This window comes from Morganella sp. Je.2.23, assembly GCF_051129855.1.
Classification (GTDB): domain Bacteria; phylum Pseudomonadota; class Gammaproteobacteria; order Enterobacterales; family Enterobacteriaceae; genus Morganella; species Morganella sibonii.
The window spans coordinates 69,999-95,414 of sequence record NZ_JBCPSQ010000008.1; the positions used below are offsets into that span (position 1 = coordinate 69,999).

Below are 25,416 nucleotides of genomic sequence, written 5' to 3' on the forward strand. Positions count from 1 at the left end.
CTAATTCTGGCGCCGGCGACGATAGGGAAACGGTGCCCGGACAGCCGTCGCTTCGCTGTTGGCAGGCATCACAACGGAAGAAAACTCTTTCATGACGCGGCGGTACACATCGCGTTTGAAAGAGACCACCTGACGAACAGGATACCAGTAGGTGACCCAGCGCCAGCCGTCAAATTCCGGCGACTTGCTGCGGGTCACATTGACCTCTTTGTCCTCGCAGAGCAGCTGCAGTAAAAACCAGCGCTGCTTCTGGCCGATACAAACCGGTTTGGTATCCCAACGCACCAAACGTTTGGGTAATTTGTAGCGCAGCCAGTTGCGGGTTACCGCCAGGATACGCACATCTTTACGCGTTAAACCAACTTCCTCATACAACTCACGGTACATGGCCTGTTCCGGTGACTCGCCGGGATTAATACCTCCCTGAGGAAACTGCCACGAGTGCTGTCCGTAGCGGCGGGCCCATAAAACCTGGCCTTCCTTATTACAAATTACAATCCCGACATTCGGGCGGTAGCCATCATCATCAATCACTCGACTACCTCAGAAAAAAACTGAAAGATAGCCAATTGTTTCACACTCCCATCATGGGGTAAACCTCTGCACTCAAAATCCTTCAGCCCGCCGCATTTCCGGCTCTGACGGATGAAAAGCAACATACGGTATTAACGGTTGCGGGCGGTGGCAAATTCCCGGGAAAAACACTACACTATTCCTCTCTCAACGGGGTGCAGCAACGGCTTTCCGGCCGGTGTTGCTGAGATAACACCCGAGGAACCTGATCCGGTTAATACCGGCGTAGGGATTTGAGCCGCCACTGCTGACAGCACAGTCTGTTACCATCACGCTGCACTCAGATCCTTTGCCAATCCTTCTCTTACAGGAGCGCAAAGTGTTACATAAACTGACCAGACACATTATTGCAGGCGGTCTTACCGCACTGTTCTCTTTCCAGGCGGCGGCAGATAACAGCAAGCCGGTTCTGACTGTCTATACCTATGACTCATTTGTGGCTGAGTGGGGGCCGGGGCCGGAAATTAAGAAAAACTTTGAGGCACAATGCGACTGTGAATTAAAACTCGTCGGTCTGAGTGACGGCGTGACACTGCTGAACCGTCTGCGGATGGAAGGTAAAAAATCACAGGCAGATATCATCTTAGGACTGGATAACAACCTGATGCAGGCCGCACTGGATACCGGTCTGTTTAAAGAAAGCAATGTTGATCAGTCAAAACTGGTGCTGCCGGTCAAATGGGACAGCAAAACCTTTATTCCTTATGATTACGGCTGGTTTGCTTTTATCTACAACAAAGACACACTGCCTAACCCGCCGAAAAGCATGAAAGAGCTGCTTAACAGCGATCAGAAGCTGACCATTATTTATCAGGACCCGCGCACCAGCACACCGGGGCTGGGATTACTGCTGTGGATGGAAAATCTCTACGGAGATGATGTGGCAGCGCAGTGGGCTAAAATGGCGAAAAAAACCCTGACGGTCACCAAAGGCTGGAGTGAATCCTACGGTCTGTTCCTGAAGGGGGAAGCGGATTTGGTGCTGAGTTACACCTCGTCGCCGGGTTATCACATGCTGGCGGATAACAAAGACAATTATGCCGCGGCACTGTTTGAGGAAGGACATTACCTTCAGGTGGAAATGGCCGGTGTACTGGCCTCCTCAAAACACCCGGCACTGGCGGAGCAGTTTATGCAGTTTATGCTGACCCCGGATTTCCAGAAAACCCTGCCGACCACCAACTGGATGTATCCTGTGATTGATATGCCGCTGCCGCCGGTTTACGACAAAATGCCGAAACCGGTCAAAACGCTGGAATTTGACGCCAAAGAAGTGGCGAAAGAGCGCAATCAGTGGATACGGATATGGCAAAACGCAGTCAGTCGCTGATTGGCGCATATCTGATACCGGGCGCACTGGCGTCCGGTCTCCTGCTGGTTGTTGCGGTCAGTGCCTTCGGGGCGCTGTGGTTTAACACACCGGATACGGACTGGCAGCAGATTTGGGATGACAGCTACCTGTGGCATGTTGTCCGCTTTACCTTTTGGCAGGCTTTTTTATCTGCCCTGTTGTCTGTTATTCCGGCTGTTTTTCTGGCCCGGGCACTCTGGCGCCGCCGTTTTCCGGGGCGGGGCGTTTTTCTGCGGTTGTGCGCAATGACCCTGGTGCTGCCTGTGCTGGTGGCTGTATTCGGTATTTTATCGGTTTACGGACGCAACGGCTGGCTGGCACATATTTCCGGTTTTCTGGATCTGGACTATTCCTTCTCCCCGTACGGATTACAGGGCATTCTGCTGGCGCATATCTTCTTTAATATGCCGCTTGCCACCCGGATGCTGTATCAGCAGCTCGATAATATAGCCACGGAACAGAGACAGCTCGCCGCTCAGCTCAATATGAATGAATGGCAGCATTTCCGGATTGTGGAATGGCCTTATCTGCGGCGTCAGTTACTGCCGACCGCCGCGCTGATTTTTATGCTCTGTTTTGCCAGTTTTGCCACAGTGCTTGCACTCGGCGGCGGCCCTGCGGCCACCACTATTGAACTGGCCATTTATCAGGCACTGAATTATGACTTTGATATCGGCCGTGCTGCGCTGCTGGCACTGATTCAGCTGGTATGCTGCATCGGGCTGGTACTGCTGAGCCAGCGTCTTTCCGGCCACTTTTCTGTCGGCTTTACCCAATCACTGCAATGGCGCAATCCGCAGGACACGCTGCCGCGCAGACTGGCTGATGGCCTGATTATCCTCTGTGCCCTGCTGTTTCTGCTGCCGCCGTTTTTTGCCATTGTCGCTGACGGCCTGAACCCGGGATTATTGCCGGTATTGCAGCAACCGGCGCTGTGGCGGGCATTTTTCACCTCACTCGGTATTGCGCTGGCCTCGGGGTTTATCTGTGTGCTGCTCACCATGATGCTGCTGTGGAGCAGCCGTGAATTACGGCTGCGGCAGGCAGTCAGAGCGGGACAAGCTATGGAGCTCTCCGGGCTGGTGATCCTCGCGATGCCGGGAATTGTGCTGGCCACCGGCTTTTTCCTGCTGCTCAACAGTACGACCGGCACCACAGATTTGGGGGCTCTCCCTTACGGGCTGGTCATTCTGACCAATGCGCTGATGGCTGTTCCTTATGCACTGAAAGTACTGGATAATCCGATGCGCGACCTGGCTGAGCGCTATAACCCGCTTTGTCTCTCTCTGAATATCACAGGATTTAACCGGCTGAAACTGATTGAACTGCGGGCGCTGCGTAACCCGCTGGCACAGGCGGTCGCATTTGCCAGTGTACTGTCTGTCGGGGATTTTGGTGTGATAGCCCTGTTCGGTAATGAAGATTTCCGCACACTGCCGTTCTATCTTTATCAGCAGATCGGCGCTTACCGCAATGCGGATGCCGCTGTCACCGCACTGATCCTGTTTTTACTCTGTTTCGGGCTGTTTACCATTCTGGAACGTCTGCCGGGGAAACGCCCATGATTTATTTTGATCATATTCATTACCGCTATCAGCAACAGACAATGAATTTTGATTTCTCAGTTACTGCCGGAGAGAAAATTGCCATCCTCGGCCCGAGCGGGGCAGGTAAAAGTACACTGCTGTCACTGATTGCCGGCTTTCAGTTTGCCGAAAGCGGCACTATCCGGCTCAATGGCGAAGATCACACCCGGACACCGCCCGCCCGGCGTCCGGTATCTATGCTGTTTCAGGAAAATAATCTGTTTGCTCACCTGACCGCAGAGCAGAATATCGCTCTCGGTTTTCATCCCGGAATGAAACTGAATGCGGCGCAGAAAGTACAACTGGAACACATCGCTGAACAGGTTTCACTGACACCACTGCTCCGGCGTCTGCCGTCACAGCTTTCCGGCGGCCAGCGTCAGCGGGTGGCGCTGGCACGGTGCCTGGTGCGCTCCCAACCGGTTTTACTGCTGGATGAGCCCTTTTCCGCACTGGACCCGGCGCTGCGCAATGAAATGCTGACACTGCTGGAAACCATCTGCGAAGAACGGCAGCTGACACTGATGATGGTATCCCACAATACCGATGACGCGGCCAGAATTGCCCCCCGTGCAATGGTCGTGGATAACGGCACCATTGCGTTTGACGGCAGTACCGCCGCACTGGTCAGCGGTAACGTTCCGCAGGCACAAATCCTCGGTATCCGCCCGCAAACCGCACCTTAAATACTGTATATATCCACACCATTCTGCTATAGTTATTTTTTCTCAGCGGAACGGACAACAATGATGGCAGGGCACAACAGTTTCCCCTCCCGTCAGGTGGCAGCACCGGCGGAAGCCGGTTTTATTCTGACCCGTCACTGGTCTGATACCCCGCGCGGTATTGCGGTCAGTTACTGGCTGGCGACGGATAACGGGCCACGGCATGTCTCTGTTCCGCTGCAACAGGCTGTCGGGTTTGTCCCGCACCGGGAACTGGCGGAAAGCCGTCCGCTGATTAATAACATCCCCGGCGCCACACTGGCAGCGCGTCCGCTGCGTGATTTTCATCAGGATGATGTCAGCGCCGTTTACTGTCGTCAGTACCGCCAGTTACAACAGCTGGAAAAACAACTCGGCGAACAGCATCTCCGCCTTTATGAAGCGGATATCCGCCCCTGTGAGCGCTACCTGATGGAGCGATTTATCACCGCTGCTGTCTGGGTACAGCCGCAGGCGGATGGCCATGTTCTGATGAAGCCGCATCCGGATTACCGCCCGCCGCTGAAAATCGTGTCTCTGGATATTGAAACCACTGAATTCGGTGATCTTTACTCGATCGGGCTCTCCGGTTGCGGAGCTGACACTGTTTTTATGCTCGGCCCGGAAAACGGCACACCGCTGACCAATCCGGATTTCACGCTGGAATATGTCCCGCGCCGCCCGGATCTGCTTCACCGCCTGAATCAGTGGCTGGCAGAGCATGATCCGGACATGATAATCGGCTGGAGCCTGATCCAGTTTGATCTGCGCATTTTACAGCGCCATGCAGAGAAGTATCAGATCCCGCTGATTTTCGGCCGTAACAACGCCCCGCTCTCCTGGCGGGAGCATGGTTTCAAACCCGGACAATTTTTTGCCGGAGCGCCCGGCCGGCTGATTATTGACGGCATCGATGCGCTGAAAGCAGCCACCTGGCAGTTCCCGTCCTTCAGTCTGGAAGCGGTATCTCAGGCACTGCTCGGTGAGGGCAAAGACAGTGATTCTCCGTATGACCGCATGGATGAGATCAACCGCCGTTTCCGCGAAGATAAACCGGCACTGGCGCGCTATAACCTGCAGGACTGCCGTCTGGTCACCAGGATTTTTGAGCACACCCATCTGACAGAATTCCTGCTGGCACGGGCAGCGGTAACCGGCCTGGCGCCGGATCGCATGGGAGGATCTGTCGCGGCCTTCACTCATCTTTATCTGCCGCCGATGCACCGTAAAGGCTATGTCGCACCTGATCCCGGCGAAAAACCCGGAGAACCGATTCCGGGCGGTTTTGTGATGGATTCCGCCCCGGGACTATATGACTCTGTGGTGGTACTGGATTTCAAAAGCCTGTATCCCTCCATTATCCGCACCTTTCTGATTGACCCGGTTGGTATGATCGAAGGTCTTTCCGCGCCGGAACAGGCGGTTCCGGGATTTAAAGGCGCGTATTTTTCGCGGGAAATAAATTGTCTGCCGGATATCGTCAACCGCATCTGGCATGAGCGGGATATGGCGAAACTGGCCGGGGATAAACCGCTGTCACAGGCACTGAAAATCATTATGAATGCCTTTTGCGGTGTACTGGGGGCTGCGGGATGCCGTTTTTATGATCCGCGCCTGACGTCCTCCGTCACCATGCGCGGGCACGATATCATGCGCAAAACCCGCACCATTATTGAATCCCTGGGTTATCAGGTCATTTACGGCGATACGGATTCCACCTTTGTCTGGCTGAAAAGTGCTCACACTGAAGCGGATGCGCAACGTATCGGACGCTGGCTGGTAGAAGAGATCAATCAGTGGTGGCAGACGCATTTACAGGATGAATACGGGCTGGCCTCAGCTCTGGAAATCGAGTACGAAACCCACTACCGCCGTTTTCTGATGCCGACGATCCGCGGAACAGACCTCGGCAGCAAAAAACGGTATGCAGGGCTTTCCGGGGATAAAATGGTCTTTCGCGGGCTGGAAACGGTCCGCAGTGACTGGACACCACTGGCACAGCATTTCCAGCAAACCCTGTACCGGCTGATTTTCGATAAATTGCCGTATCAGCAGTTTATCCGCGATTATGTCCGTGACACACTCGCCGGCCGCTACGACGACCGGCTGGTTTACCGCAAACGCCTGCGCCGCCCGCTGGCGGATTATCAGCGTAATGTGCCGCCTCATGTCAAAGCAGCCAGGATGGCGGACGAGTATAATGTCCGCATGAAGCGTCCGCCACAGTATCAGCGCGGGGCCGGGATAAGCTATATCATTACCCGCGCCGGACCGCAGCCGCTGGAGATTCTGACAGCACCACCGGACTATGAGCATTACATTAATAAACAGCTGATGCCGATTGCCGATGCCATTCTGCCCTTCCTGGAGGATGACTTCACCACATTGCTGACCGGGCAATTATTGATGCCGTTTTAATTTTGCCATTTTACAGGTGACGATGCGGATCTTATGGATTAACATAGCGCCCCTTTACTGCTTTTAACACCGGAGCAGGATGATGCAGCTGACGCTGCTGTTCTGACTGGCGGTGTTTTTTTCCGGTGAATACAACGCCGTTTTTGTATCACCGGTAATGATATCCACAGCATTTGTCTAATTAGCCCTGAATAACAGAATCGAGCCAAAAATATGCCGTTTACTCTTGGTCAACGCTGGATAAGCGATACTGAAAGCGAGCTGGGATTAGGTACAGTTGTATCTGTCGACGCCCGGATGATCACCCTTCTTTTCCCTGCTACCGGTGAAAACCGTCTCTATGCCGCAGCCGATGCTCCTATCACCCGTGTGATGTTTAACGAAGGAGATACCGTCACCAGTCACGAAGGCTGGCAGCTCAGTGTGACCGCCGTTGAAGAGAGCGACGGATTATTAACCTATATCGGACAACGTACTGATACCGGTGAAGATAATGTCCGCCTGCGCGAAGTGTTTCTCGACAGCAAACTGACTTTCAATAAACCTCAGGATCGTCTGTTTGCCGGTCAGATTGACCGCATGGATCGTTTTGCGCTGCGCTATCGTGCCCGCAAATTTCTGAGCGAAGAATACCGCCGTGCCACCAGCGGCCTGCGCGGCATCCGCGCCAGCCTGATCCCGCATCAGCTGTTTATTGCCAATGAAGTCGGCAAACGCCACGCGCCGCGTGTTCTGCTGGCGGACGAAGTCGGTCTGGGTAAAACCATTGAAGCCGGGATGATTATCCATCAGCAGTTAATGGCCGGACGTGCCGAGCGTGTCCTGGTTGTCGTACCGGAAAGCCTCCAGTACCAGTGGCTGGTGGAAATGCTGCGCCGCTTCAATCTGCGTTTTTCGCTGTTCGATGACAGCCGTTATACCGAAGCGCAGCATGAGAGTGACAATCCGTTTGAAACCGAACAGCTGGTATTGTGCTCACTGGATTTTGTCCGCAAAAGCAAGCCGCGTTTTGAGCACCTTGCTGAAGCCGGATGGGATATGCTGGTGGTGGATGAAGCACACCATCTGGTCTGGAGTGAAGACGCACCAAGCCGCGAATATCAGGTGATTGAAACCCTGGCGGAAAGCATTCCGTCTGTACTGCTGCTGACCGCCACCCCGGAACAGCTGGGCATGGAGAGTCACTTTGCACGCCTGCGTCTGCTGGACCCGAACCGTTTCCATGACTTTGAAACCTTTGTTGATGAACAGCAGAAATATCAGCCGGTTGCCGATGCTGTCACGCTGCTGCTCGACCGCGCACCGCTGACCAAAGACCAGCAGAATGCTGTTCACGATCTGATCGCCGAACAGGATATTGAGCCGCTGCTGAAAGCCGCCAATACAGATACTGAAGATGGTGAAAATGCCCGCCGTGAGCTTATCAGCATGCTGATGGACAGACACGGCACCAGCCGCCTGCTGTTCCGTAACACCCGTAATGGTGTGAAAGGCTTCCCGCGCCGCGAACTGAAAGCGATTAAAATGCCGCTGCCGGCACAGTACCAGACCGCGATTAAAGTGGCCGGGATCATGGGCAGCAAGAAAACCACCGAGATCAAAGCCCGTGAGATGCTCTATCCGGAGCAGATTTATCAGGAATTTGAAGGCGAAAATGCCACCTGGTGGAACTTCGACCCGCGTGTCGAATGGCTGCTCGGCTTCCTGCTGGCAAACCGCAATGAAAAAGTACTGGTAATTTGCGCCCAGGCCGCAACCGCCCTGCAACTGGAACAGGTGTTGCGTGAGCGTGAAGGTATTCATGCTGCTGTTTTCCATGAAAATATGTCTTTGCTGGAACGCGACCGGGCAGCGGCCTACTTTGCCTCCGAAGAGGAAGGCGCGCAGGTACTGCTTTGTTCCGAGATCGGCTCTGAAGGCCGTAACTTCCAGTTTGCCAACCAGCTGGTGATGTTCGACCTGCCGTTTAACCCGGATCTGCTGGAGCAGCGTATCGGGCGTCTCGACCGTATCGGTCAGAAACGTGATATTCAGATCAGTATTCCGTATCTGGAAAATACCGCGCAGGCTGTGCTGCTGCGCTGGTTCCATGAAGGTCTGGAAGCCTTTGAGTATACCTGCCCGACCGGCCGCACCATCTATGACCGCTATTACGACAAACTGATTAACCTGATGGCAAATCCGGCTGATCTCAGTGGTTTTGATGAGTTTATCGCCGAATGCCGTAAAACCCATGATGCTCTGAAACAGGAACTGGAACAGGGTCGTGACCGCCTGCTGGAAATGCATTCCAACGGCGGCGAAGCCGGTAATGAGCTGGCCGCTGAAATCGCGGATCAGGATGAAGATACCGAACTGGTGACCTTTGCCCTGAATCTGTTTGATATTGTCGGTATCAATCAGGATGACCGCAGCGATAACATGATTGCCCTGACACCGTCTGATCATATGCTGGTACCGGACTTTCCTGGTCTGCCGGAAGACGGCTGCACCATCACCTTTAAACGTGAGCAGGCGTTGTCCCGCGAAGACACTCAGTTTATCAGCTGGGAACATCCGATTATCCGCAACGGTCTGGATCTGATTCTGTCCGGCGATACCGGCAGTTGCGCGGTCTCCGTGCTGAAAAATAAAGCCCTGCCGGTCGGCACGCTGCTGACAGAGCTGATTTATGTGGTGGAAGCCCAGGCGCCGAAAAACCTGCAGCTGACCCGCTTCCTGCCGCCGACACCGGTGCGCCTGCTGATGGACGTAAAAGGCAATAACCTGGCATCGCAGGTGGAATTTGAGAGCTTTAACCGTCAGCTGAATGCCGTGAACCGCCATACCGGCAGTAAGTTTGTCAATGCGGTACAAAACGAAGTGCATCAGGTTCTGCGTCTGTCCGAAGATGTCGTTGCCGGTGAAGCCCGTGAGCGGATTACCGCAGCGAAAGCGATGGCAGATCAGCACCTTACTCAGGAGCACAACCGTCTGCTGGCACTGAAATCGGTTAACCCGAACATCCGTGATGATGAGCTTGATGCCATTGAAGAAGAACGTCAGCAGATCCTGTCACATCTGGATGATGCTAACTGGCGCCTTGATGCTATCCGCCTGATTGTCGTTTCGCATCAGTAACCTGTATCCCGGCAGATACCGTCTGCCGGGTCTCTGATTTGGTGATCCCCATGTTAATGGAACCCTACAACCCTCCCGCCGATCCCTGGCTGAATATCCTCTGGCAGGATGAAAGTATCATTGTGGTGAATAAACCAAGCGGACTGCTTTCCGTTCCCGGCCGGGCACCGGAACACAAAGACAGTGTGATGACACGCATTCAGCGTGACTATCCTTCTGCCGAATCTGTTCATCGCCTTGATATGGCCACCAGCGGTATTATTGTGGTTGCACTGACCAAAGCGGCTGAGCGGGAGCTTAAACGGCAGTTCCGTGAACGGGAGCCGAAAAAAACCTATGTCGCCCGTGTATGGGGGCGGCTGGAGCCGGAAACCGGCATGGTGGATTTACCGCTGATTTGTGACTGGCCGAACCGGCCGAAGCAGAAAGTGTGTTTTGAAACCGGCAAACCGGCACAGACAGGTTATGAAGTACTGGAATATGAGGAAAATGCCACTCGGGTAAGGCTGTTTCCGGTCACCGGACGCTCTCATCAGTTGCGGGTGCATATGCTGGCACTGGAACATCCGATTCTTGGTGACCGTTTTTATGCCCATGATGAGGCAAGAGCCGCAGCGCCCCGGCTGCAGCTTCATGCAGAGGCGCTGTCTGTCACACATCCGGCAAACGGCAGGCCGATGCATTTTACTTGTAAATCAGATTTTTAGTGGATTAACACGGTCACCGAATTCATTGAGGCAAGAATCAGGCAAAGTGCTAATCCCGCTACTCCGATAAGAACACGGGTATTGGCCATGGATCATATCCTTAACATATTTAATAAAATATTTACGTAATTTTTCAACTGCATTTATATTTTATAGCAATTATATGAAAAGAATATGATCCGCCCTGCACTTTCCCTGCAACATGTTTTACACCTTAAAAACCGTTTTATACCGGATTATTTAAAGCCTTTCTCTTTTTTAATGAGATCATATGCTGCCTGAATAGACTGCGCTTTCTCTTTCGCCAGTTCCATCATTTCCGGTGGTAACCCTTTCGCCACCAGTTTATCCGGGTGATGTTCACTCATCATCTTGCGGTAGGCGCGTTTAATGACGGTACTGTCATCGCTTTCATTCACGCCCAGCACCCGGTAAGCGGCGGCGAGATCGGCGGTCTGATCACGGTAATAGCCCTGCTGAGACTGCTGCTGCCAATTGCCGCTTTGTGCCCCGCCGTGCATCTGCGCCTGCATCATTGCCAGCACATTTTCAAACTGATGACGCGGAATACCCAGCTCTTCGGCGATCACCAGGAGTACCTGCCGCTCGTTCGGATGCAGTTCGCCGTCACCGAATGCCGCCTGGATCTGGATTTCCAGAAACATACGCAGCAAATCCGCCCGCCCGTAGCAGGCACGGCGTAACTGACGTAATGCATCACGCAGCGGGAAACCGGCCGCTTTACCTTCACGGAACGCATTCTGAGCCTGCGTCCGCGCACTGCCGTGCAGCTGCATGCGATCCATCAGCGCAGTAGCCAGATAGATATCCGATTCTGTCACACGACCTTTTGACTTGGTCAGATGCCCGAGGATCTGAAAAGTGGTAGTGAAAAAGAGTGCCTGTCTGGACTGATTGTTGCTGAATGAGCCACCCAATTGCTGACTGCGGACTTTATCAATCGCATGACCAATAAGAAAACCGAGAAAAATGCCCCAAAAACCGGCCCCGGATGCCATACCTAATAAAATTCCGATGATTTTTCCCAAATAGTGCATATACTCCTCAATTCAACAATGCCCCTGGCGCAATTTTGCATTATCATACTACCCATTCTGTACGATGCCTAACGCCATTTGGATACGTGAACGTGTTTCACGCACGCTCTTTTTTCGTGTAAATTAGGCTTTTGGCGTTCGGGCAATGTGCTACCGAGGACGGAATTGCAGACATACTTATGAAGAAGAGTTATCCAACCCTGCTGGCCACCATTATCTGGGCAGCGCTATACAGTCAGGCTGCACAAGCCGCCACTCTTGCCGAGCAATGTATGCTGGGCGTTCCGGTGTATGACGAGCCGGTTGTTGACGGGGAAGCCGGTGATTTTCCTGTCAATATCACTGCAGAAGGTATGTCAGGCGAATATCCGCGTGCGGTAAAATATACCGGTGGTGTCGATATCCGCTCAGGTAACCAGAATCTGAAAGCGAATGAAGTGGAAGTCACTCAGAGCGGCGAAGAAACTGATCCTGTGCGCATTGCGACAGCGACCGGTGATGTCCGCTATTCTGATCCGCAAATTCGTCTGAAAGGCCCTGAAGCCCGGATGAATCTCAACAATAACGATGCTGATGTTGAGAAAGGCGATTATCAGATGGTCGGCCGCCAGGGTCGCGGTGATGCCGACAAAATGAAACTCCGCGGCGACAACCGTTATACCATCCTCGAAAACGGGGTCTTTACCTCCTGTCTGCCGGGCAATGACAGCTGGAGCGTCAAAGGCTCTGAAGTCATTATTGACCGGGAAGAGCAGGTTGCGGAAATCTGGAATGCCCGCTTCCGCGTCGCCAATATTCCGGTATTTTACAGCCCGTATCTCCAGTTACCGATCGGTGATAAACGCCGCTCCGGTTTTCTGATCCCGAACGGCAGCTATTCCAAATCATCCGGCCTGGAATTTACCCTGCCGTATTACTGGAATATTGCCCCGAATTATGACGCCACTTTCACACCGCATTACTTCAGTAAACGTGGTCTGAAAATGGATAACGAATTCCGTTACCTGACTCAGTTCGGTTCAGGCACACTGGCATTCGATTTCCTGCTGGATGATGAACAGTACAAGAAAGATAAAAACGCCGGTGGTAATGCAGAATGGGCGAAACGTGATTCGAATGACCGCTGGTTATTCTACTGGGGTCACAACGGCTCATTCGCACAGGACTGGTGGTTCTCTTCTGACTACACCAAGGTCAGCGATTCGCGCTATTTTACTGACTTTACATCCGCTTACGGTAACTCCACTGACGGCTATGCCACACAGAAACTGGCAGTAGGTATCCGCAAGTCAAACTGGAATGCCACCGTTACGGCCAAACAATTCCAGATCCTGACCAATAATGATAACGCGACATCCTACCGTGCCGAACCGCAGCTGGATCTCAACTATTATAAAAACAACCTCGGTGTGTTTGATTTCCGCGCCTATGGTCAGGTCGCCCGCTTTACCAGCGTGGGTAAAAATAATCCGGATGCCACCCGTCTGCATGCGGAACCAACCCTTAATCTGCCGCTGTCTAACGGCTGGGCCAGCTTCAATACCGAAGCGAAGCTGATGGCGACCCATTATGATCAGGACATTCCTGATACACCGAATAACGCCGGGCTGGAAAAAAATGTTACCCGTGTGCTGCCGCAATTTAAAGCTGATGCGAAGATGATCTTCGAGCGGCCTATGTTCTTTAATGAGAGCTTCACCCAGACATTAGAGCCGCGTGCGCAGTACCTGTATGTCCCGTATAAAAACCAGGATAACATCAATAACTTCGACTCAACCCTGATGCAGTCCAGCTACAGCGGCCTGTTCCGTGACCGTATGTACAGTGGTCTGGATCGTATTGCCTCTGCCAACCAGGTGACCACCGGGGTAACCAGCCGGATTTATGATGATGAATTAGTTGAACGATTTAATGTTTCTGTGGGTCAAATCTACTACTTTGAACGTCCGCGTACCGGTGATTCTCAAAAAACGGTTGTGGATGAAAAAGATGAAACCGGCTCGATGGTCTGGGCCGGAGATGCCATGTGGCGTTATAACGACAACTGGGGTCTGAAAGGCGGTATCCAGTATGACCGCCGCCTGGGCAGTGTCTCCATGTCGAATGCCACGATGGAGTACCGCCAGGATGCAGAGCGTCTGATTCAGCTGAACTACCGCTATGTGGACCGTGACTATATTCAGGCAATGCGCCAGCATACTCAGTATGGCGGAGGTTATGTTACGCCCCCGAACCAGAAAGGTATCTCTCAGGTCGGTATCGTCGCCAGCTGGCCGGTTGCCGAGCAGTGGGCCTTTGTCGGTCAGTATTACTATGACACCAAAGAGAGCCAGCCGGCCAGCCAGTTAGTCGGTCTGCAATATAATACCTGCTGCTGGGCGGCAAACGTCGGTTACGAACGTAAGATTATCGACTGGAAAAATGATGCCAGTGAATACGACAATAAAATCACGTTTAATATCGAATTACGCGGTATGAGCAGCAATTACAGTCTGGGCAGTCAGAAAATGCTTGAACGTGGTATTCTGCCGTATGTCCCGGCATTTTAACCGCCTGAGCTGACACAATTTTCACATGCCGTACCGGTGGTACGGCGATACGAAACATGATGGGATACTTATGAAAAACTGGAGAACACTCATTCTCAGCCTGATGTTCACGGCAAGCACAGCATCATTTGCAGCACCGCAGCAGCTTGATAAAGTCGCGGCAGTGGTCAATAACGGTGTGGTTCTGGAGAGTGATGTCAACAATATGCTTCAGACTGTCACGATGAATGCCCGCAATGCCGGTCAGCAGATTCCTGATCAGGCAACATTACGTCAGCAGATTCTTGAACGTCTTATCATGGACAACATCGTGATGCAGATGGCCGGACAGATGCAAATCACTATCCCTGACCAGGCTGTTGATGGTGCTATCGAAGATATCGCCCGTCAGAACAATATGACGACGGCCCAGATGAAAGAGCGTCTGCAGCGCGACGGTATGAGCTACGACAAATACCGCAGCGATATCCGTAAAGAAATGATGATGGCGGAAGTCCGTAATAATGAAGTCCGCCGTCGTGTGGTAATTCTGCCTCAGGAAGTTGAGTCCCTGGCAAACCTGATCAGTACCCAGAATGCTGCGGATACTGAGCTGAACATCAGCCACATCCTGATCCCGCTGCCGGAAAATCCGACAGAAGCGCAGATGAATACCGCGAAAGAAAAAGTCACCACCATTATGAATGAACTTCAGCGTGGCGCGGACTTCGGTAAACTGGCGATTACCTATTCTGCCGATCCGCAGGCGCTGAAAGGCGGTAACATGGGCTGGAGCCGTTTACAGGAACTGCCGGGTCTGTTTGCTGAACGTCTTCAGTCTGCCAAAAGCGGTGAAATTGTCGGGCCGGTACGTTCCGGTGTCGGTTTCCATATTCTGCGTGTGAATGAAGTCCGCGGAAACAATCAGCCGATTTCTGTGACTGAAGTAAAAGCCCGCCATATTCTGATCAAAGCGTCACCGATAGTGACCGATGAGCAGGCACGCAGCAAACTGCAGCAGATTGCTTCTGATGTGAAAAGCGGTAAAACCACCTTTGATGCTGCGGCAAAACAATTCTCAGAAGATCCGGGTTCTGCCCTGCGTGGTGGTGAATTGGGCTGGTCAATGCCTGATATCTACGACCCTGCTTTCCGTGATGCACTGATGAAACTGAAAAAAGGCGAACTGAGTCAGCCTGTCCGTTCATCTTTCGGCTGGCATCTGATCCAGCTTGAAGATACCCGCAACGTGGATAAGACCGAAGCGGCTCAGAAAGATCGCGCCTACCGTATGCTGTTTAACCGTAAATTCAGTGAAGAATTACAAAGCTGGATGCAGGAACAGCGCGCCGGCGCTTACGTGGAAATTTCAGATGGCAGTAACAAATAAGCTGAAACCTGTCGTTATTACCCCCGGCGAACCTGCCGGGGTTGGTCCTGACCTGACAGTCGCGCTGGCACAGCGCGACTGGCCGGTAAAACTGGTAGTTTGTGCCGACCCGCAACTGATGCAGCAACGCGCACACGCCCTGTCACTGCCGCTCACCCTTGAACCTTATTCACCGGATACCGCCTGTCAGCCGCAGCGCGCCGGGACACTGACCATTCTGCCTGCTGAACTGAAAGCCCCGGCGGTTGCCGGTGAGCTGAATGTGGCAAATGCGGCTTATGTAACAGAAACTCTGGCACGCGCCTGTGACGGCTGTCTGCAGGGTGAATTTGGTGCACTGATCACCGGACCGGTGCACAAAGGCATTATTAACGATGCCGGGATCCCGTTTATCGGACACACTGAATTTTTCGCCGACCGCAGCCACTGTAAGCGGGTGGTGATGATGCTGGCCACGGAAGAAATGCGGGTGGCACTGGCCACCACACATCTGCCAATCCTGCAGGTTCCGGCGGCGGTTGACCGCACCTGCCTGCATGAAGTGATCACCATCCTCAATCATGACCTGCGCACCAAATTCGGTATTGCGCAGCCGCATATCATCGTCTGTGGTCTGAACCCGCATGCGGGGGAAGGCGGTCATATGGGACATGAAGAGATCGACACCATTATCCCGGCACTGGATGAGCTGCGGGCACAGGGTATTTCCCTGGAAGGTCCGCTGCCGGCAGACACCCTGTTCCAGCCGAAATACCTGGAGCGCGCGGATGCCGTGCTCGCCATGTATCACGATCAGGGCCTTCCTGTGCTAAAATATCAGGGATTCGGCCGTGCCGTGAATATCACGCTGGGACTGCCGTTTATCCGGACCTCTGTCGACCACGGCACAGCCCTGGAACTGGCAGGTACCGGCAAAGCAGATGCGGGTAGTTTTATCACCGCATTAAATTTAGCGATTACAATGATTAAAAACAGTCAATGAATACACGAGTCCATCAGGGGCATTTTGCCCGTAAACGTTTCGGGCAGAACTTCTTAACCGATCAATTTATTATCGACAGCATTGTCGCGTCGATTAACCCGCAACCCGGCCAGGCGATTGTTGAAATCGGGCCGGGACTGGCTGCACTGACTGAGCCGGTCGCCGATCGCATGGACAAAATGACGGTCATTGAAATTGACCGTGATCTGGCCGCCCGTCTGGCCAGCCATCCGTTTTTGCAAAGCAAACTGACCATTATTCAGCAGGATGCCATGACCGTGGATTTCACGGCGCTGGCACAGGAGCGCGGTCAGCCGCTGCGTGTGTTCGGTAACCTGCCGTACAATATTTCCACGCCGCTGATGTTTCATCTGTTCACTTTCACTAACGCAATCAGTGATATGAACTTTATGCTGCAAAAAGAAGTGGTTAACCGTCTGGTTGCCGGTCCGGGCAGCAAAACATACGGCCGTCTGAGTGTTATGGCGCAGTACTACTGCCAGGTCGTACCGGTTCTGGATGTGCCGCCGACGGCATTCCGCCCGGCACCGAAAGTTGATTCAGCCGTTGTCCGCCTGATCCCGCACCGCGAAAATCCGTATGTACTGAAAGATGTCGCACTGCTCAGCCGGGTGACCACTCAGGCCTTTAACCAGCGCCGTAAAACGATCCGCAACAGCTTAGGTGATCTGTTCAGTCCGGAAACCCTGACTGAACTGGGTATTGATCCGGCCACCCGTGCAGAGAATATCAGTGTTGCGCAATACTGTCTGATGGCCAATTACCTGGCGGAACATCCCGCCTCATAGGGGATTCATCATGAATAACGACCCGAGAATTTGTATTCAGGTTCAGAGTGTCTATATCGAAAGTCAGTCTGAACCGGATGCGGAACGCTATGTTTTTGCGTATACCGTTTCTATCCGCAACCTGGGTCGTGATCCTGTGCAGCTTATCAGCCGCTACTGGCGTATAACCAACAGTGAAGGCCGCCAGACAGAAGTTCAGGGGGAAGGTGTCATCGGTGAACAACCGGTGATCCGGCCCGGTGAAGAGTATCGTTATACCAGCGGCACAGTCCTGGAAACACCGCTGGGCACCATGGAAGGTTACTACACTATGGTAGATCACGAGGGTGCGGATTTCATCAGCGAAATCCCTGTTTTCCGGCTCGCAATACCAACCTTTATTCACTGATTCTCTATGGCAACCTATCTTATCGGCGATGTTCACGGCTGTTACCGTGAACTTCGCGCATTACTGGCTCAGGCTGATTTTGATCCGCAGGCTGACACTCTGTGGCTGACCGGTGATCTGGTCGCCCGCGGCCCGGATTCACTGGATGTTCTCCGTTATGTCAAAAGCCTGGGAGACTGTGTCAGGCTGGTGCTCGGCAATCATGATCTTCACCTGCTGGGGATCTACGCAGGGATCAGCCGTAACAAACCGCGCGATCATCTGAATAAACTGCTCAGCGCACCGGATCTGGATGAACTGATCAACTGGCTGCGCCGCCAGCCGATGTTACAGGTCGATCATGAGAAAAAACTGATCATGGCTCACGCCGGGATCACCCCGCAGTGGGATCTGGAAACCGCTGTCACCTGTGCGCGTGAAGTGGAAGCCGTTCTCAGCAGTGATACCTACCCGCTGTTTATTAATGCCATGTATGGTGATTTGCCGAATGACTGGTCACCTTCCCTGACGGGCCTGCCGCGTCTGCGTTTTTCCACCAATGCACTGACCCGGATGCGCTACTGCTTCCCCGGCGGACAACTGGATATGGTCTGCAAGGATAAACCGGATCAGGTTTCCGCACCGCTGAAACCGTGGTTTGCCCTGCCGTCAAAACTGCCGGAAGGCTACAGTGTGGCCTTTGGTCACTGGGCGTCACTGGAAGGCAAAGGCGCGCCACGCGGTATTTATGCGCTGGATACCGGTTGTTGCTGGGGCGGACAGCTGACTATGCTGCGCTGGGAAGATCGCTGCTATTTCTGGCAGGAATCTTTTGCCGTGCGGGATGACGATGATGACTGACCGGGTATCCGGCACAGACAAGAAAAAAGCAGAGCCGGTGGCTCTGCTTTTTTGTATTAATATTATTTATGAAATAATACGAATCAACTGATTAATCAGCTCTTGCGGCGCTCTAAGATTTCAAAGCAGAAACCGTGAGAGTTTGCTTCATCCGCATCATGATATTCCATAAACACGGAGTCCCACTCATCCGGCTCATAGTCCGGGAAGTAAGTATCTCCGCTGACTTCCGCATCAACATGTGTCAGGTATAAACGGTCTGCCAGCGGCAGGAATTGTCCGTAAACTTTACCGCCACCCATCACCATGATTTCGCCGTCAGTTTCTTTCTGTGCAATTGCCAGTGCTTCTTCCACAGACTTAGCCCAGACCACGCGATCATCGTCGCCCGGCGTACGGCTGAGCACGATATTGAGGCGATCCGGCAAAGGACGGCCGATAGATTCATAAGTCACACGACCCATGATCACCGGTTTATTGACCGTATTACGTTTAAACCATGCCAGGTCTTCCGGCAGTGTCCATGGCATCGCATTTTCCATGCCAATAACCCGATCCATAGCTAAAGCAGCGATCAAGCTAATGTTCATTCATTTCACCTTAGGGCTGAGAGAAATTTTGTCGTCACTATACGTAAACTACTCAATTCCGTCGACTGAATTCAGTGTTTCATCAATACAAATAATTTATTTGTCTTCACTCTTGAATGTGGGTCATACTTTTACTCTGCTTTCAGGTCTTTTTCGGCAAGGATATAGCACATGTATGACGCCACACTGATGGTTACCACCATCGCCGCGCTCGGTATGATCTCACCGGGCCCTGACTTCTTTCTGATTGTGAAAAACGCAGCCCGCTATCAGCGCGCTGCCGCAATGATGACCGCACTGGGTGTGCTGTCCGCGATCGCCGTTCACATGACCTACTGCGTGGCGGGGCTTGCGGTGATCATTACCACAACGCCGTGGCTGTTCATGATCCTCAAATATGCCGGCGCGGCTTATCTTATATGGATAGGGATCAACAGCCTTCTGGCCCGGGCCGGACATACTCTTGATGCCGGAGACGGCTCACATCAGCACGTCTCCTTTAAGAAAGCCTTTATGCAGGGATTTCTCTGTAATTTGCTGAACCCGAAAGCGACGCTGTTTTTCCTTGCTATTTTTACTCAGGTACTGGATATCCATTCCGGATTTGGTGAAAAACTCTGGTATGCTGCTATTGTAATGGGACTGGCAGTGGTTTACTGGCCATCTCTGGTGCTGCTGATTCAGAGTGCCCCGGTACGCCGCGGATTGGCGAGGATTCAGAAATATATCGATAAAGTACTTGGCGTCGTCCTGATTGGCTTTGGCGTCCGGGTTGCAATGAGCTGATGATAATGATAATGAAAACAGATAAATACACTTTTCAGCCGGAATTTCAGGACGTCATACAGGATGCAATACACTCCCTGTGCACCGCTCTGCCGGGCGTGCTGCACAGTATCTATGTTTACGGCAGTGTGGCGGAAGGCCGCGCTGTTCCGGGCCGTTCTGATCTGGATTTGACTCTGGTTCTGCACCGGCCACTCAGTGCGGCTGAAAAAACCATTCTCCGTTGTCTTGATAAAGCGCTGACCAGCCGACACAGCAGTGTATCAAAAATAGGATTTGATACCGGCCTGCTGTCAGAAGCCACGTCCGCGGAAGAGCAACCGGTCTGGTCTTACTGGCTGGCGCATTTTTGTCTGCCGGTCTGGGGTGATGACCTGACTCTGAAACTGCCGGTCGTGACACTTAATCGTGAGATTATTCATGGTATTAACGGGGATTTTCCGGTACTGGTCCGCACCAATCTGATGCAGTTACAGAAAAGCCCGCCGCTGGCTGAAATCCGCCGGATCAAACGTGAAACAGCGCGGCGTCTGCTGCGTGCCACGGCACTGGTGTGGAATGATTATGAAACCTGCACTTACCCGCTGCCGCTGCCGCAGATGGCCGGAAAAGCCATTGCGCTGTATCCGGGAAAACGCCACGCGATCACCTTCCTGCTGGGACAGACCGAAGAACCGGATACCGGGATTATTCAGTTTATCGCCGTTGCCGGCACCTTCTCCCGCTGGCTGCGGGATGAAGAAAAACGGCTGCTGAGCCGCTGAAAAACCAAATAAAAAAGGCTGAATAAATATTCAGCCTTTTTTTATTTATCGTCATTTAATACTGAGAGGATTGCTCAATTTCCAGTTGCCCGACAACCCCTCTGTCAGCCTGTTCCAGGAACTGGCTGTAATAGAAGAACGGGAAGTGGGAATAAGACGGCTGCATCATCTGCACCAGTAATTCACTTCGCCCGTCAACCCAGACCGTGTCTTTCCAGCCGTAATCCTGCGGCTGCGGAGACTGGCCGTTATGGTTGATCACCTTAAAGCGGACACCACTGATATGGAACGGCTGCGGTGTATCGGTTGTGACAACCCAGCGCTCCCAGTTACCCTGCTGCGTACGGATATCGGTGCGGCTCATATCCCACATCGCACCGTTAATGCCCGGCGGTGACAAACTGAGTGCCACATCGCGGTTACGGACACCGGTTGTGATTTGTGTCGGGTCCTGAATCAGCGTGGCCGGTAAATTATCTGTCACCAGCGAAATCAGGCCGGTGGCACGAATCGTCAGGACATTGGTATTCACCAGCGTGTCTGATGTCTCAAACAGGCTTTTAAAACGCTCTGTCAGGGTGGCGGATTCCCCGGCTGTGATTGTCAGCGTTTCTGTTTTTGACATATCGATCAGTACTTCGCGCCGTTCACCCGGCGACAGGGACAGCACTTCAACTGCCACCGGTGACGGCAGCAGGCCCTGATCAGAAGCGATCATATAGAACGGACGGCCGTCACTGAGTTTCAGCTCAAAGCGGCGCGCGTTGGCAGCATTAACCATGCGCAGCCGGATCCAGCCTTTTGACACTTCCAGATACGGATCTTCCGCTCCGTTGACGATCAGCCGGTCACCGGTAAACATACCGCCATCTTCTGTGCGGTACTCCGGAGAACCGAAGGAATCCAGACGCTTATCCTGAATGATCAGCGGGAAATCATTAACACCGTATTCTTTTGGTAACGGCAGACTGCGGCTTTCCTCATCATCCACAATCCACATCCCGGCAAGCCCGTTATAGACATGCGGAGCCATCCGGTTCGGGGTATTCGCGTGATACCAGCAGGTTGCTGCCGGCTGGCGTACCGGGATCACCGGTGACCACTCAGTATTCGGTGAAATCAGACGTGCGGCGCCTCCGGCGACGGTTCCCGGCACCAGCAGTCCGCTGACATTGACCGATACCGGTTCAGACAGGCGGTTGCTGTATATCATTTTGATATCATCGCCATTGCGGACACGCACGGTCGGCCCGAGATAACGGCCGTTAAACCCCCAGACACTGACCTGGTTTTTACCGTTAAATGACCAGTGTGTACGCTGCATCGTCAGAAACAGCGGCTGCCCGTTGCGGCTTTCCAGCAACGGCGGAACAGGCAACGGCTGGCTGCCGCCCTCGTCTTCCGAACGGACAGACAGAGGCAGTGAACCTAAACACACAGCTAAGCCGGATGCTTGAATAAACCGGCGCCGACTCAGTGTCATAGCATCTCCGAAAAAAACGTTTTCATGATTTTTATGATTTGTGCCGAACACCCGTATGCCGGGGAGCAGACAGAGACATCCGTGTTATCTTTAATGAAAGGCATACGCTTAACAACGGAGTGTTAAGCGTATGATATAGCGGATGAAGAGCAATTCCTAAACTTATCTATGATAAGTTGCAAAATAATAAGGCCAGTATTGTATGCATGACGTAATAATCACGGGGATTAAGCGCCTTTGCGGCCTTTTTGTTTTTCCATTTCAATCACTTCCTTATCCAGCTCTGCGATACGTTTGATCATCATCTGGCGGCAGTCCTCTGCCAGTTCACGCACCTGTTCGCGGGTGTATTTTGACGTATCGACCGGCGGCAGCATTTCCACAATCACCACACCGTTATTCCGGCGGTTCAGCTTAATGCGCCCCTCAGTGGTGGATACACACACCGGCACTACCGGCACACCGGCTGCCATCGCCGCATGGAAAGCACCGGTTTTGAACGGCAGCATTCCGCGCCCGCGGCTGCGTGTGCCTTCCGGGAACATCCAGACAGAGATATTACGCTTTTTAATCTGATCCGCCACCTGGGTAATCGTGTTATGTGCTTTGCTGCGGTTACCCCGGTCAATCAGGATATTTCCCGAAATCCAGTACAGCTGACCAAAGAACGGTATCCAGATCAGGCTGCGTTTACCGACAGTCACCGTGCGCGGCTGTACCGCATTGGACATGGTGATCATGTCATAGTTGTTCTGGTGATTACCCACATATACACAGGAGCCGTAATGCTTCGCTTCTTCCGGAATGCGGTACACCATTTTAATACCGAAAACATGGGAAAGCTTGCCGTACATGCGGCCGAAAGTCATCACATGCTTCGGGTTACGCGGGCTGGTCAGACAGATAAGAATGCCGGCCAGACTGCCGAAAATACAATAAAAAATAACGATGATAATACGTAAAATGGCTAACATGCGTCCCCCGCAAAATGGCCTTTTAAGAAAAGCGGGGCAATCATTGCCCCGTGAATAGTATCGCTGTTAATGCCGGAGATTACACCTTCGGCTCCGGCTCAGAAATATCAATCCGTTCGATCTTTTTCTGCATACCGCGCGGCAGTGCTGTACCGCGGCGTCCGCGCTCAGCACGGAATTTCTGCAGATCTTCCGGACGCAGCGTCAGTTTACGCTTGCCGAAATGCAGTGTCACACTGGCATCCGGCCGGATCACAAACAGATGCGCCAGACCATCTTCACCGGCGGCGGCCGCAGCAGAGGTAATGGAGATAATCTTGTTCCCCTTCCCTTTTGACAACTGAGGCAGATCACCGACAGGGAACAGCAGCATCCGTCCTTCCTGCGATACCGCCAGCAGAAGATCGTTTTCCTCGTCATTCACCTCAATCGGCGTCATCGCTTTCGCATTATCCGGCAGCGTGATCAGCAGTTTCCCGGCTTTATTTTTCGCCACCAGGTCACTGAAGGTACAAATAAACCCGTAACCGGCATCCGAAGCCATGAGGTACTTCTGATTTTCATCATTCATCAGCACCTGTTCAAAAACAGCTCCCGGCGGCGGTGTCAGTTTACCGGTCAGCGGTTCACCCTGACCACGGGCTCCCGGCAGTTCCAGCGGATCGAGCGAGTAACTGCGCCCTGTGGAATCCAGGAACACCACCGGCTGATTACTTTTACCCCGTGCCGCGCCGAGGAAGCTGTCACCCGCTTTGTAGTTCATACCGGCGGGGTCGATATCATGACCTTTGGCGCTCCGCACCCAGCCCATCTGCGACAGCACAACCGTCACCGGCTCAGACGGCAGAATGTCATGTTCGCTCATGGCTTTCGCCTCTTCGCGCTCATTGAGCGGGGAGCGGCGATCATCACCGAACTGTTTCGCGTCTTCTTCGAGTTCTTTTTTCAGCAGCGTATTCATACGACGCTCAGAGCCGAGGATTGCCTGTAATTTATCGCGCTCTTTGGCCAGTTCATCCTGCTCGCCGCGGATTTTCATCTCTTCGAGTTTGGCCAAATGACGTAATTTCAGCTCCAGGATCGCTTCCGCCTGAGTATCACTCAGCCCGAAGCGGTCCATCAGCACCGGTTTCGGTTCATCTTCTGAACGGATAATATCAATCACTTCATCAATATTGAGATACGCAAGCAGTAAACCGTCGAGGATATGCAGACGGCGCAGCACTTTTTCCAGCCGGTGGTTCAGGCGGCGGCGCACCGTTTCGCGGCGGTAAACCAGCCACTCATTGAGGATCTCAATCAGCCCTTTGACCGCCGGACGTCCGTCCAGACCGATCATATTCAGGTTGATACGGTAGCTTCTTTCCAGATCCGTGGTGGCAAACAGATGTGTCATCACCTGCTCAAGATCGATCCGGTTACTGCGCGGCACAACCACCAGCCGTGTCGGGTTTTCATGATCTGATTCATCGCGCAGATCTTCCACCATCGGCAGTTTTTTTGCCAGCATCTGTGCGGCTATCTGTTCCAGCACTTTCGCCCCGGACACCTGATGCGGTAATGCGGTGATCACCGCATTACCGTCTTCCGTTGTCCATACCGCACGCATACGAACAGAGCCGCGGCCGGATTTATAGATCTTACGGATATCTTCCTGTCCGGTGATGATTTCCGCTTCTGTCGGATAATCCGGGCCCGGGATAAACGTCATCGCCTCCTCAAGAGACAGTGATGGTTTGTCGATCAGTGCCAGCAGTGCACCCGTGACTTCGCGGGCATTATGCGGCGGAATATCGGTTGCCATACCGACCGCAATCCCGGTAGTACCGTTGAGCAGGATATTCGGCAGGCGTGCCGGTAACATTTTCGGCTCCTGCATCGTACCGTCAAAGTTCGGCACCCAGTCTGCGGTGCCGTGTCCCAGTTCACTGAGCAGCACTTCCGCATATTTCGACAGGCGCGATTCGGTATAACGCATGGCCGCGAAGGATTTCGGATCATCCGGCGCCCCCCAGTTCCCCTGTCCGTCCACCAGCGGGTAACGGTAAGAGAACGGCTGCGCCATCAGTACCATCGCCTCATAACAGGCGCTGTCGCCGTGCGGATGGTATTTACCCAGCACGTCACCGACGGTACGGGCAGATTTTTTGTATTTGGCGGAGTTGCTTAACCCCAGTTCAGACATGGCATACACAATACGCCGCTGAACCGGTTTTAAGCCGTCACCGATAAAAGGGAGTGCCCTGTCCATGATGACGTACATGGAATAGTTGAGGTAGGCATTCTCTGTAAAATTATGAAGCGGCTGGCGCTCCACACCGTCATGAGTAATTTCACTCATTTACTCTGTTCCTCTGACCTTTTG

The 25,416-nt window shown here is 53.0% G+C and carries 20 protein-coding genes and 1 riboswitch; of the genes, 14 read left to right on the plus strand and 6 right to left on the minus strand.

What is annotated here, in order from left to right; all coding sequences use genetic code 11:
* A complete protein-coding gene (gene rppH / locus AAZR23_RS18745) occupies positions 1 to 534 on the minus strand; it encodes an RNA pyrophosphohydrolase (RefSeq protein ID WP_015422452.1) in 534 nt (177 codons plus the stop codon).
* A 180-nt stretch (positions 535 to 714) separates the two neighbouring features.
* Positions 715 to 823: riboswitch (TPP riboswitch) on the plus strand.
* 81 nt (positions 824 to 904) lie between these two features.
* On the opposite strand from rppH, the gene thiB reads away from it, so the two are divergent.
* The 6 genes from thiB (at position 905) to rluA (ending at position 10,459) form a co-directional block, all read left to right on the plus strand.
* A complete protein-coding gene (thiB, locus tag AAZR23_RS18750; RefSeq protein WP_208323238.1) occupies positions 905 to 1,903 on the plus strand; it encodes a thiamine ABC transporter substrate binding subunit in 999 nt (332 codons plus the stop codon).
* On the plus strand, positions 1,879 to 3,489 hold the full coding sequence (thiP, locus tag AAZR23_RS18755; protein ID WP_434694303.1) for a thiamine/thiamine pyrophosphate ABC transporter permease ThiP: 1,611 nt from the start codon (positions 1,879 to 1,881) through the stop codon (positions 3,487 to 3,489). The genes thiB and thiP overlap by 25 nt, the downstream gene beginning before the upstream one ends.
* On the plus strand, positions 3,486 to 4,196 hold the full coding sequence (thiQ, locus tag AAZR23_RS18760; protein ID WP_434694305.1) for a thiamine ABC transporter ATP-binding protein ThiQ: 711 nt from the start codon (positions 3,486 to 3,488) through the stop codon (positions 4,194 to 4,196). Before thiP ends, thiQ begins: the two co-directional genes overlap by 4 nt.
* 60 nt (positions 4,197 to 4,256) lie before the next feature.
* Positions 4,257 to 6,632 (plus strand): DNA polymerase II, encoded by a 2,376-nt coding sequence (locus tag AAZR23_RS18765; RefSeq protein ID WP_434694306.1) that lies wholly within the window; start codon positions 4,257 to 4,259, stop codon positions 6,630 to 6,632.
* A 213-nt stretch (positions 6,633 to 6,845) separates the two neighbouring features.
* On the plus strand, positions 6,846 to 9,752 hold the full coding sequence (gene rapA / locus AAZR23_RS18770) for an RNA polymerase-associated protein RapA (protein ID WP_434694308.1): 2,907 nt from the start codon (positions 6,846 to 6,848) through the stop codon (positions 9,750 to 9,752).
* Positions 9,753 to 9,808: 56 nt separating this feature from the next.
* On the plus strand, positions 9,809 to 10,459 hold the full coding sequence (gene rluA / locus AAZR23_RS18775) for a bifunctional tRNA pseudouridine(32) synthase/23S rRNA pseudouridine(746) synthase RluA (protein ID WP_046894153.1): 651 nt from the start codon (positions 9,809 to 9,811) through the stop codon (positions 10,457 to 10,459).
* Between the two features lie 236 nt (positions 10,460 to 10,695).
* Here the strand turns inward: rluA and djlA are convergent, their stop codons facing one another.
* Entirely contained in the window at positions 10,696 to 11,517 is an 822-nt protein-coding gene (gene djlA, locus AAZR23_RS18780) for a co-chaperone DjlA (RefSeq protein WP_046894152.1), read from the minus strand.
* A gap of 179 nt (positions 11,518 to 11,696) precedes the next feature.
* Here djlA and lptD point away from each other — a divergent pair, with 179 nt between their 5' ends.
* The 6 genes from lptD to apaH all read left to right on the plus strand — a co-directional run bounded on the left by lptD (position 11,697) and on the right by apaH (position 18,454).
* Entirely contained in the window at positions 11,697 to 14,066 is a 2,370-nt protein-coding gene (gene lptD / locus AAZR23_RS18785; RefSeq protein ID WP_434694310.1) for an LPS assembly protein LptD, read from the plus strand.
* Between the two features lie 70 nt (positions 14,067 to 14,136).
* On the plus strand, positions 14,137 to 15,435 hold the full coding sequence (surA, locus tag AAZR23_RS18790; protein ID WP_218427388.1) for a peptidylprolyl isomerase SurA: 1,299 nt from the start codon (positions 14,137 to 14,139) through the stop codon (positions 15,433 to 15,435).
* Positions 15,419 to 16,417 carry a 4-hydroxythreonine-4-phosphate dehydrogenase PdxA gene (gene pdxA, locus AAZR23_RS18795; RefSeq protein WP_046894149.1) on the plus strand — a complete coding sequence of 333 codons (999 nt, stop codon included), beginning with the start codon at positions 15,419 to 15,421 and terminating at the stop codon, positions 16,415 to 16,417. Before surA ends, pdxA begins: the two co-directional genes overlap by 17 nt.
* Positions 16,414 to 17,226 (plus strand): 16S rRNA (adenine(1518)-N(6)/adenine(1519)-N(6))-dimethyltransferase RsmA, encoded by an 813-nt coding sequence (gene rsmA / locus AAZR23_RS18800; protein ID WP_004237170.1) that lies wholly within the window; start codon positions 16,414 to 16,416, stop codon positions 17,224 to 17,226. The genes pdxA and rsmA overlap by 4 nt, the downstream gene beginning before the upstream one ends.
* A gap of 10 nt (positions 17,227 to 17,236) precedes the next feature.
* Positions 17,237 to 17,614 carry a Co2+/Mg2+ efflux protein ApaG gene (apaG, locus tag AAZR23_RS18805; RefSeq protein ID WP_004237169.1) on the plus strand — a complete coding sequence of 126 codons (378 nt, stop codon included), beginning with the start codon at positions 17,237 to 17,239 and terminating at the stop codon, positions 17,612 to 17,614.
* A gap of 6 nt (positions 17,615 to 17,620) precedes the next feature.
* Positions 17,621 to 18,454 (plus strand): bis(5'-nucleosyl)-tetraphosphatase (symmetrical) ApaH, encoded by an 834-nt coding sequence (gene apaH, locus AAZR23_RS18810; RefSeq protein WP_434694314.1) that lies wholly within the window; start codon positions 17,621 to 17,623, stop codon positions 18,452 to 18,454.
* A gap of 95 nt (positions 18,455 to 18,549) precedes the next feature.
* Here apaH and folA read toward each other — a convergent pair whose 3' ends face one another.
* The gene (gene folA, locus AAZR23_RS18815) at positions 18,550 to 19,044 is read right to left on the minus strand and encodes a type 3 dihydrofolate reductase (RefSeq protein WP_046894147.1); all 495 of its coding nucleotides are present in this window, start codon (positions 19,042 to 19,044) and stop codon (positions 18,550 to 18,552) included.
* Between the two features lie 171 nt (positions 19,045 to 19,215).
* On the opposite strand from folA, the gene AAZR23_RS18820 reads away from it, so the two are divergent.
* Both AAZR23_RS18820 and AAZR23_RS18825 read left to right on the plus strand, forming a co-directional pair.
* A complete protein-coding gene (locus tag AAZR23_RS18820) occupies positions 19,216 to 19,830 on the plus strand; it encodes a LysE family transporter (protein WP_046894146.1) in 615 nt (204 codons plus the stop codon).
* Positions 19,831 to 19,841: 11 nt separating this feature from the next.
* Positions 19,842 to 20,594: a nucleotidyltransferase domain-containing protein gene (locus AAZR23_RS18825; protein ID WP_243846686.1), complete on the plus strand. Its 753-nt coding sequence runs from the start codon at positions 19,842 to 19,844 to the stop codon at positions 20,592 to 20,594.
* 55 nt (positions 20,595 to 20,649) lie between these two features.
* On the opposite strand, the gene ftsP is transcribed toward AAZR23_RS18825, so the two are convergent.
* From ftsP to parC, 3 genes are all read right to left on the minus strand, one after another.
* Positions 20,650 to 22,077, minus strand: a complete 1,428-nt coding sequence (ftsP, locus tag AAZR23_RS18830) for a cell division protein FtsP (protein ID WP_166706973.1) — start codon at positions 22,075 to 22,077, stop codon at positions 20,650 to 20,652.
* Between the two features lie 227 nt (positions 22,078 to 22,304).
* A complete protein-coding gene (locus tag AAZR23_RS18835; protein ID WP_434694316.1) occupies positions 22,305 to 23,051 on the minus strand; it encodes a 1-acylglycerol-3-phosphate O-acyltransferase in 747 nt (248 codons plus the stop codon).
* Between the two features lie 79 nt (positions 23,052 to 23,130).
* Entirely contained in the window at positions 23,131 to 25,392 is a 2,262-nt protein-coding gene (parC, locus tag AAZR23_RS18840) for a DNA topoisomerase IV subunit A (RefSeq protein WP_218427382.1), read from the minus strand.
* Between the last annotated feature and the right edge of the window lie 24 nt (positions 25,393 to 25,416).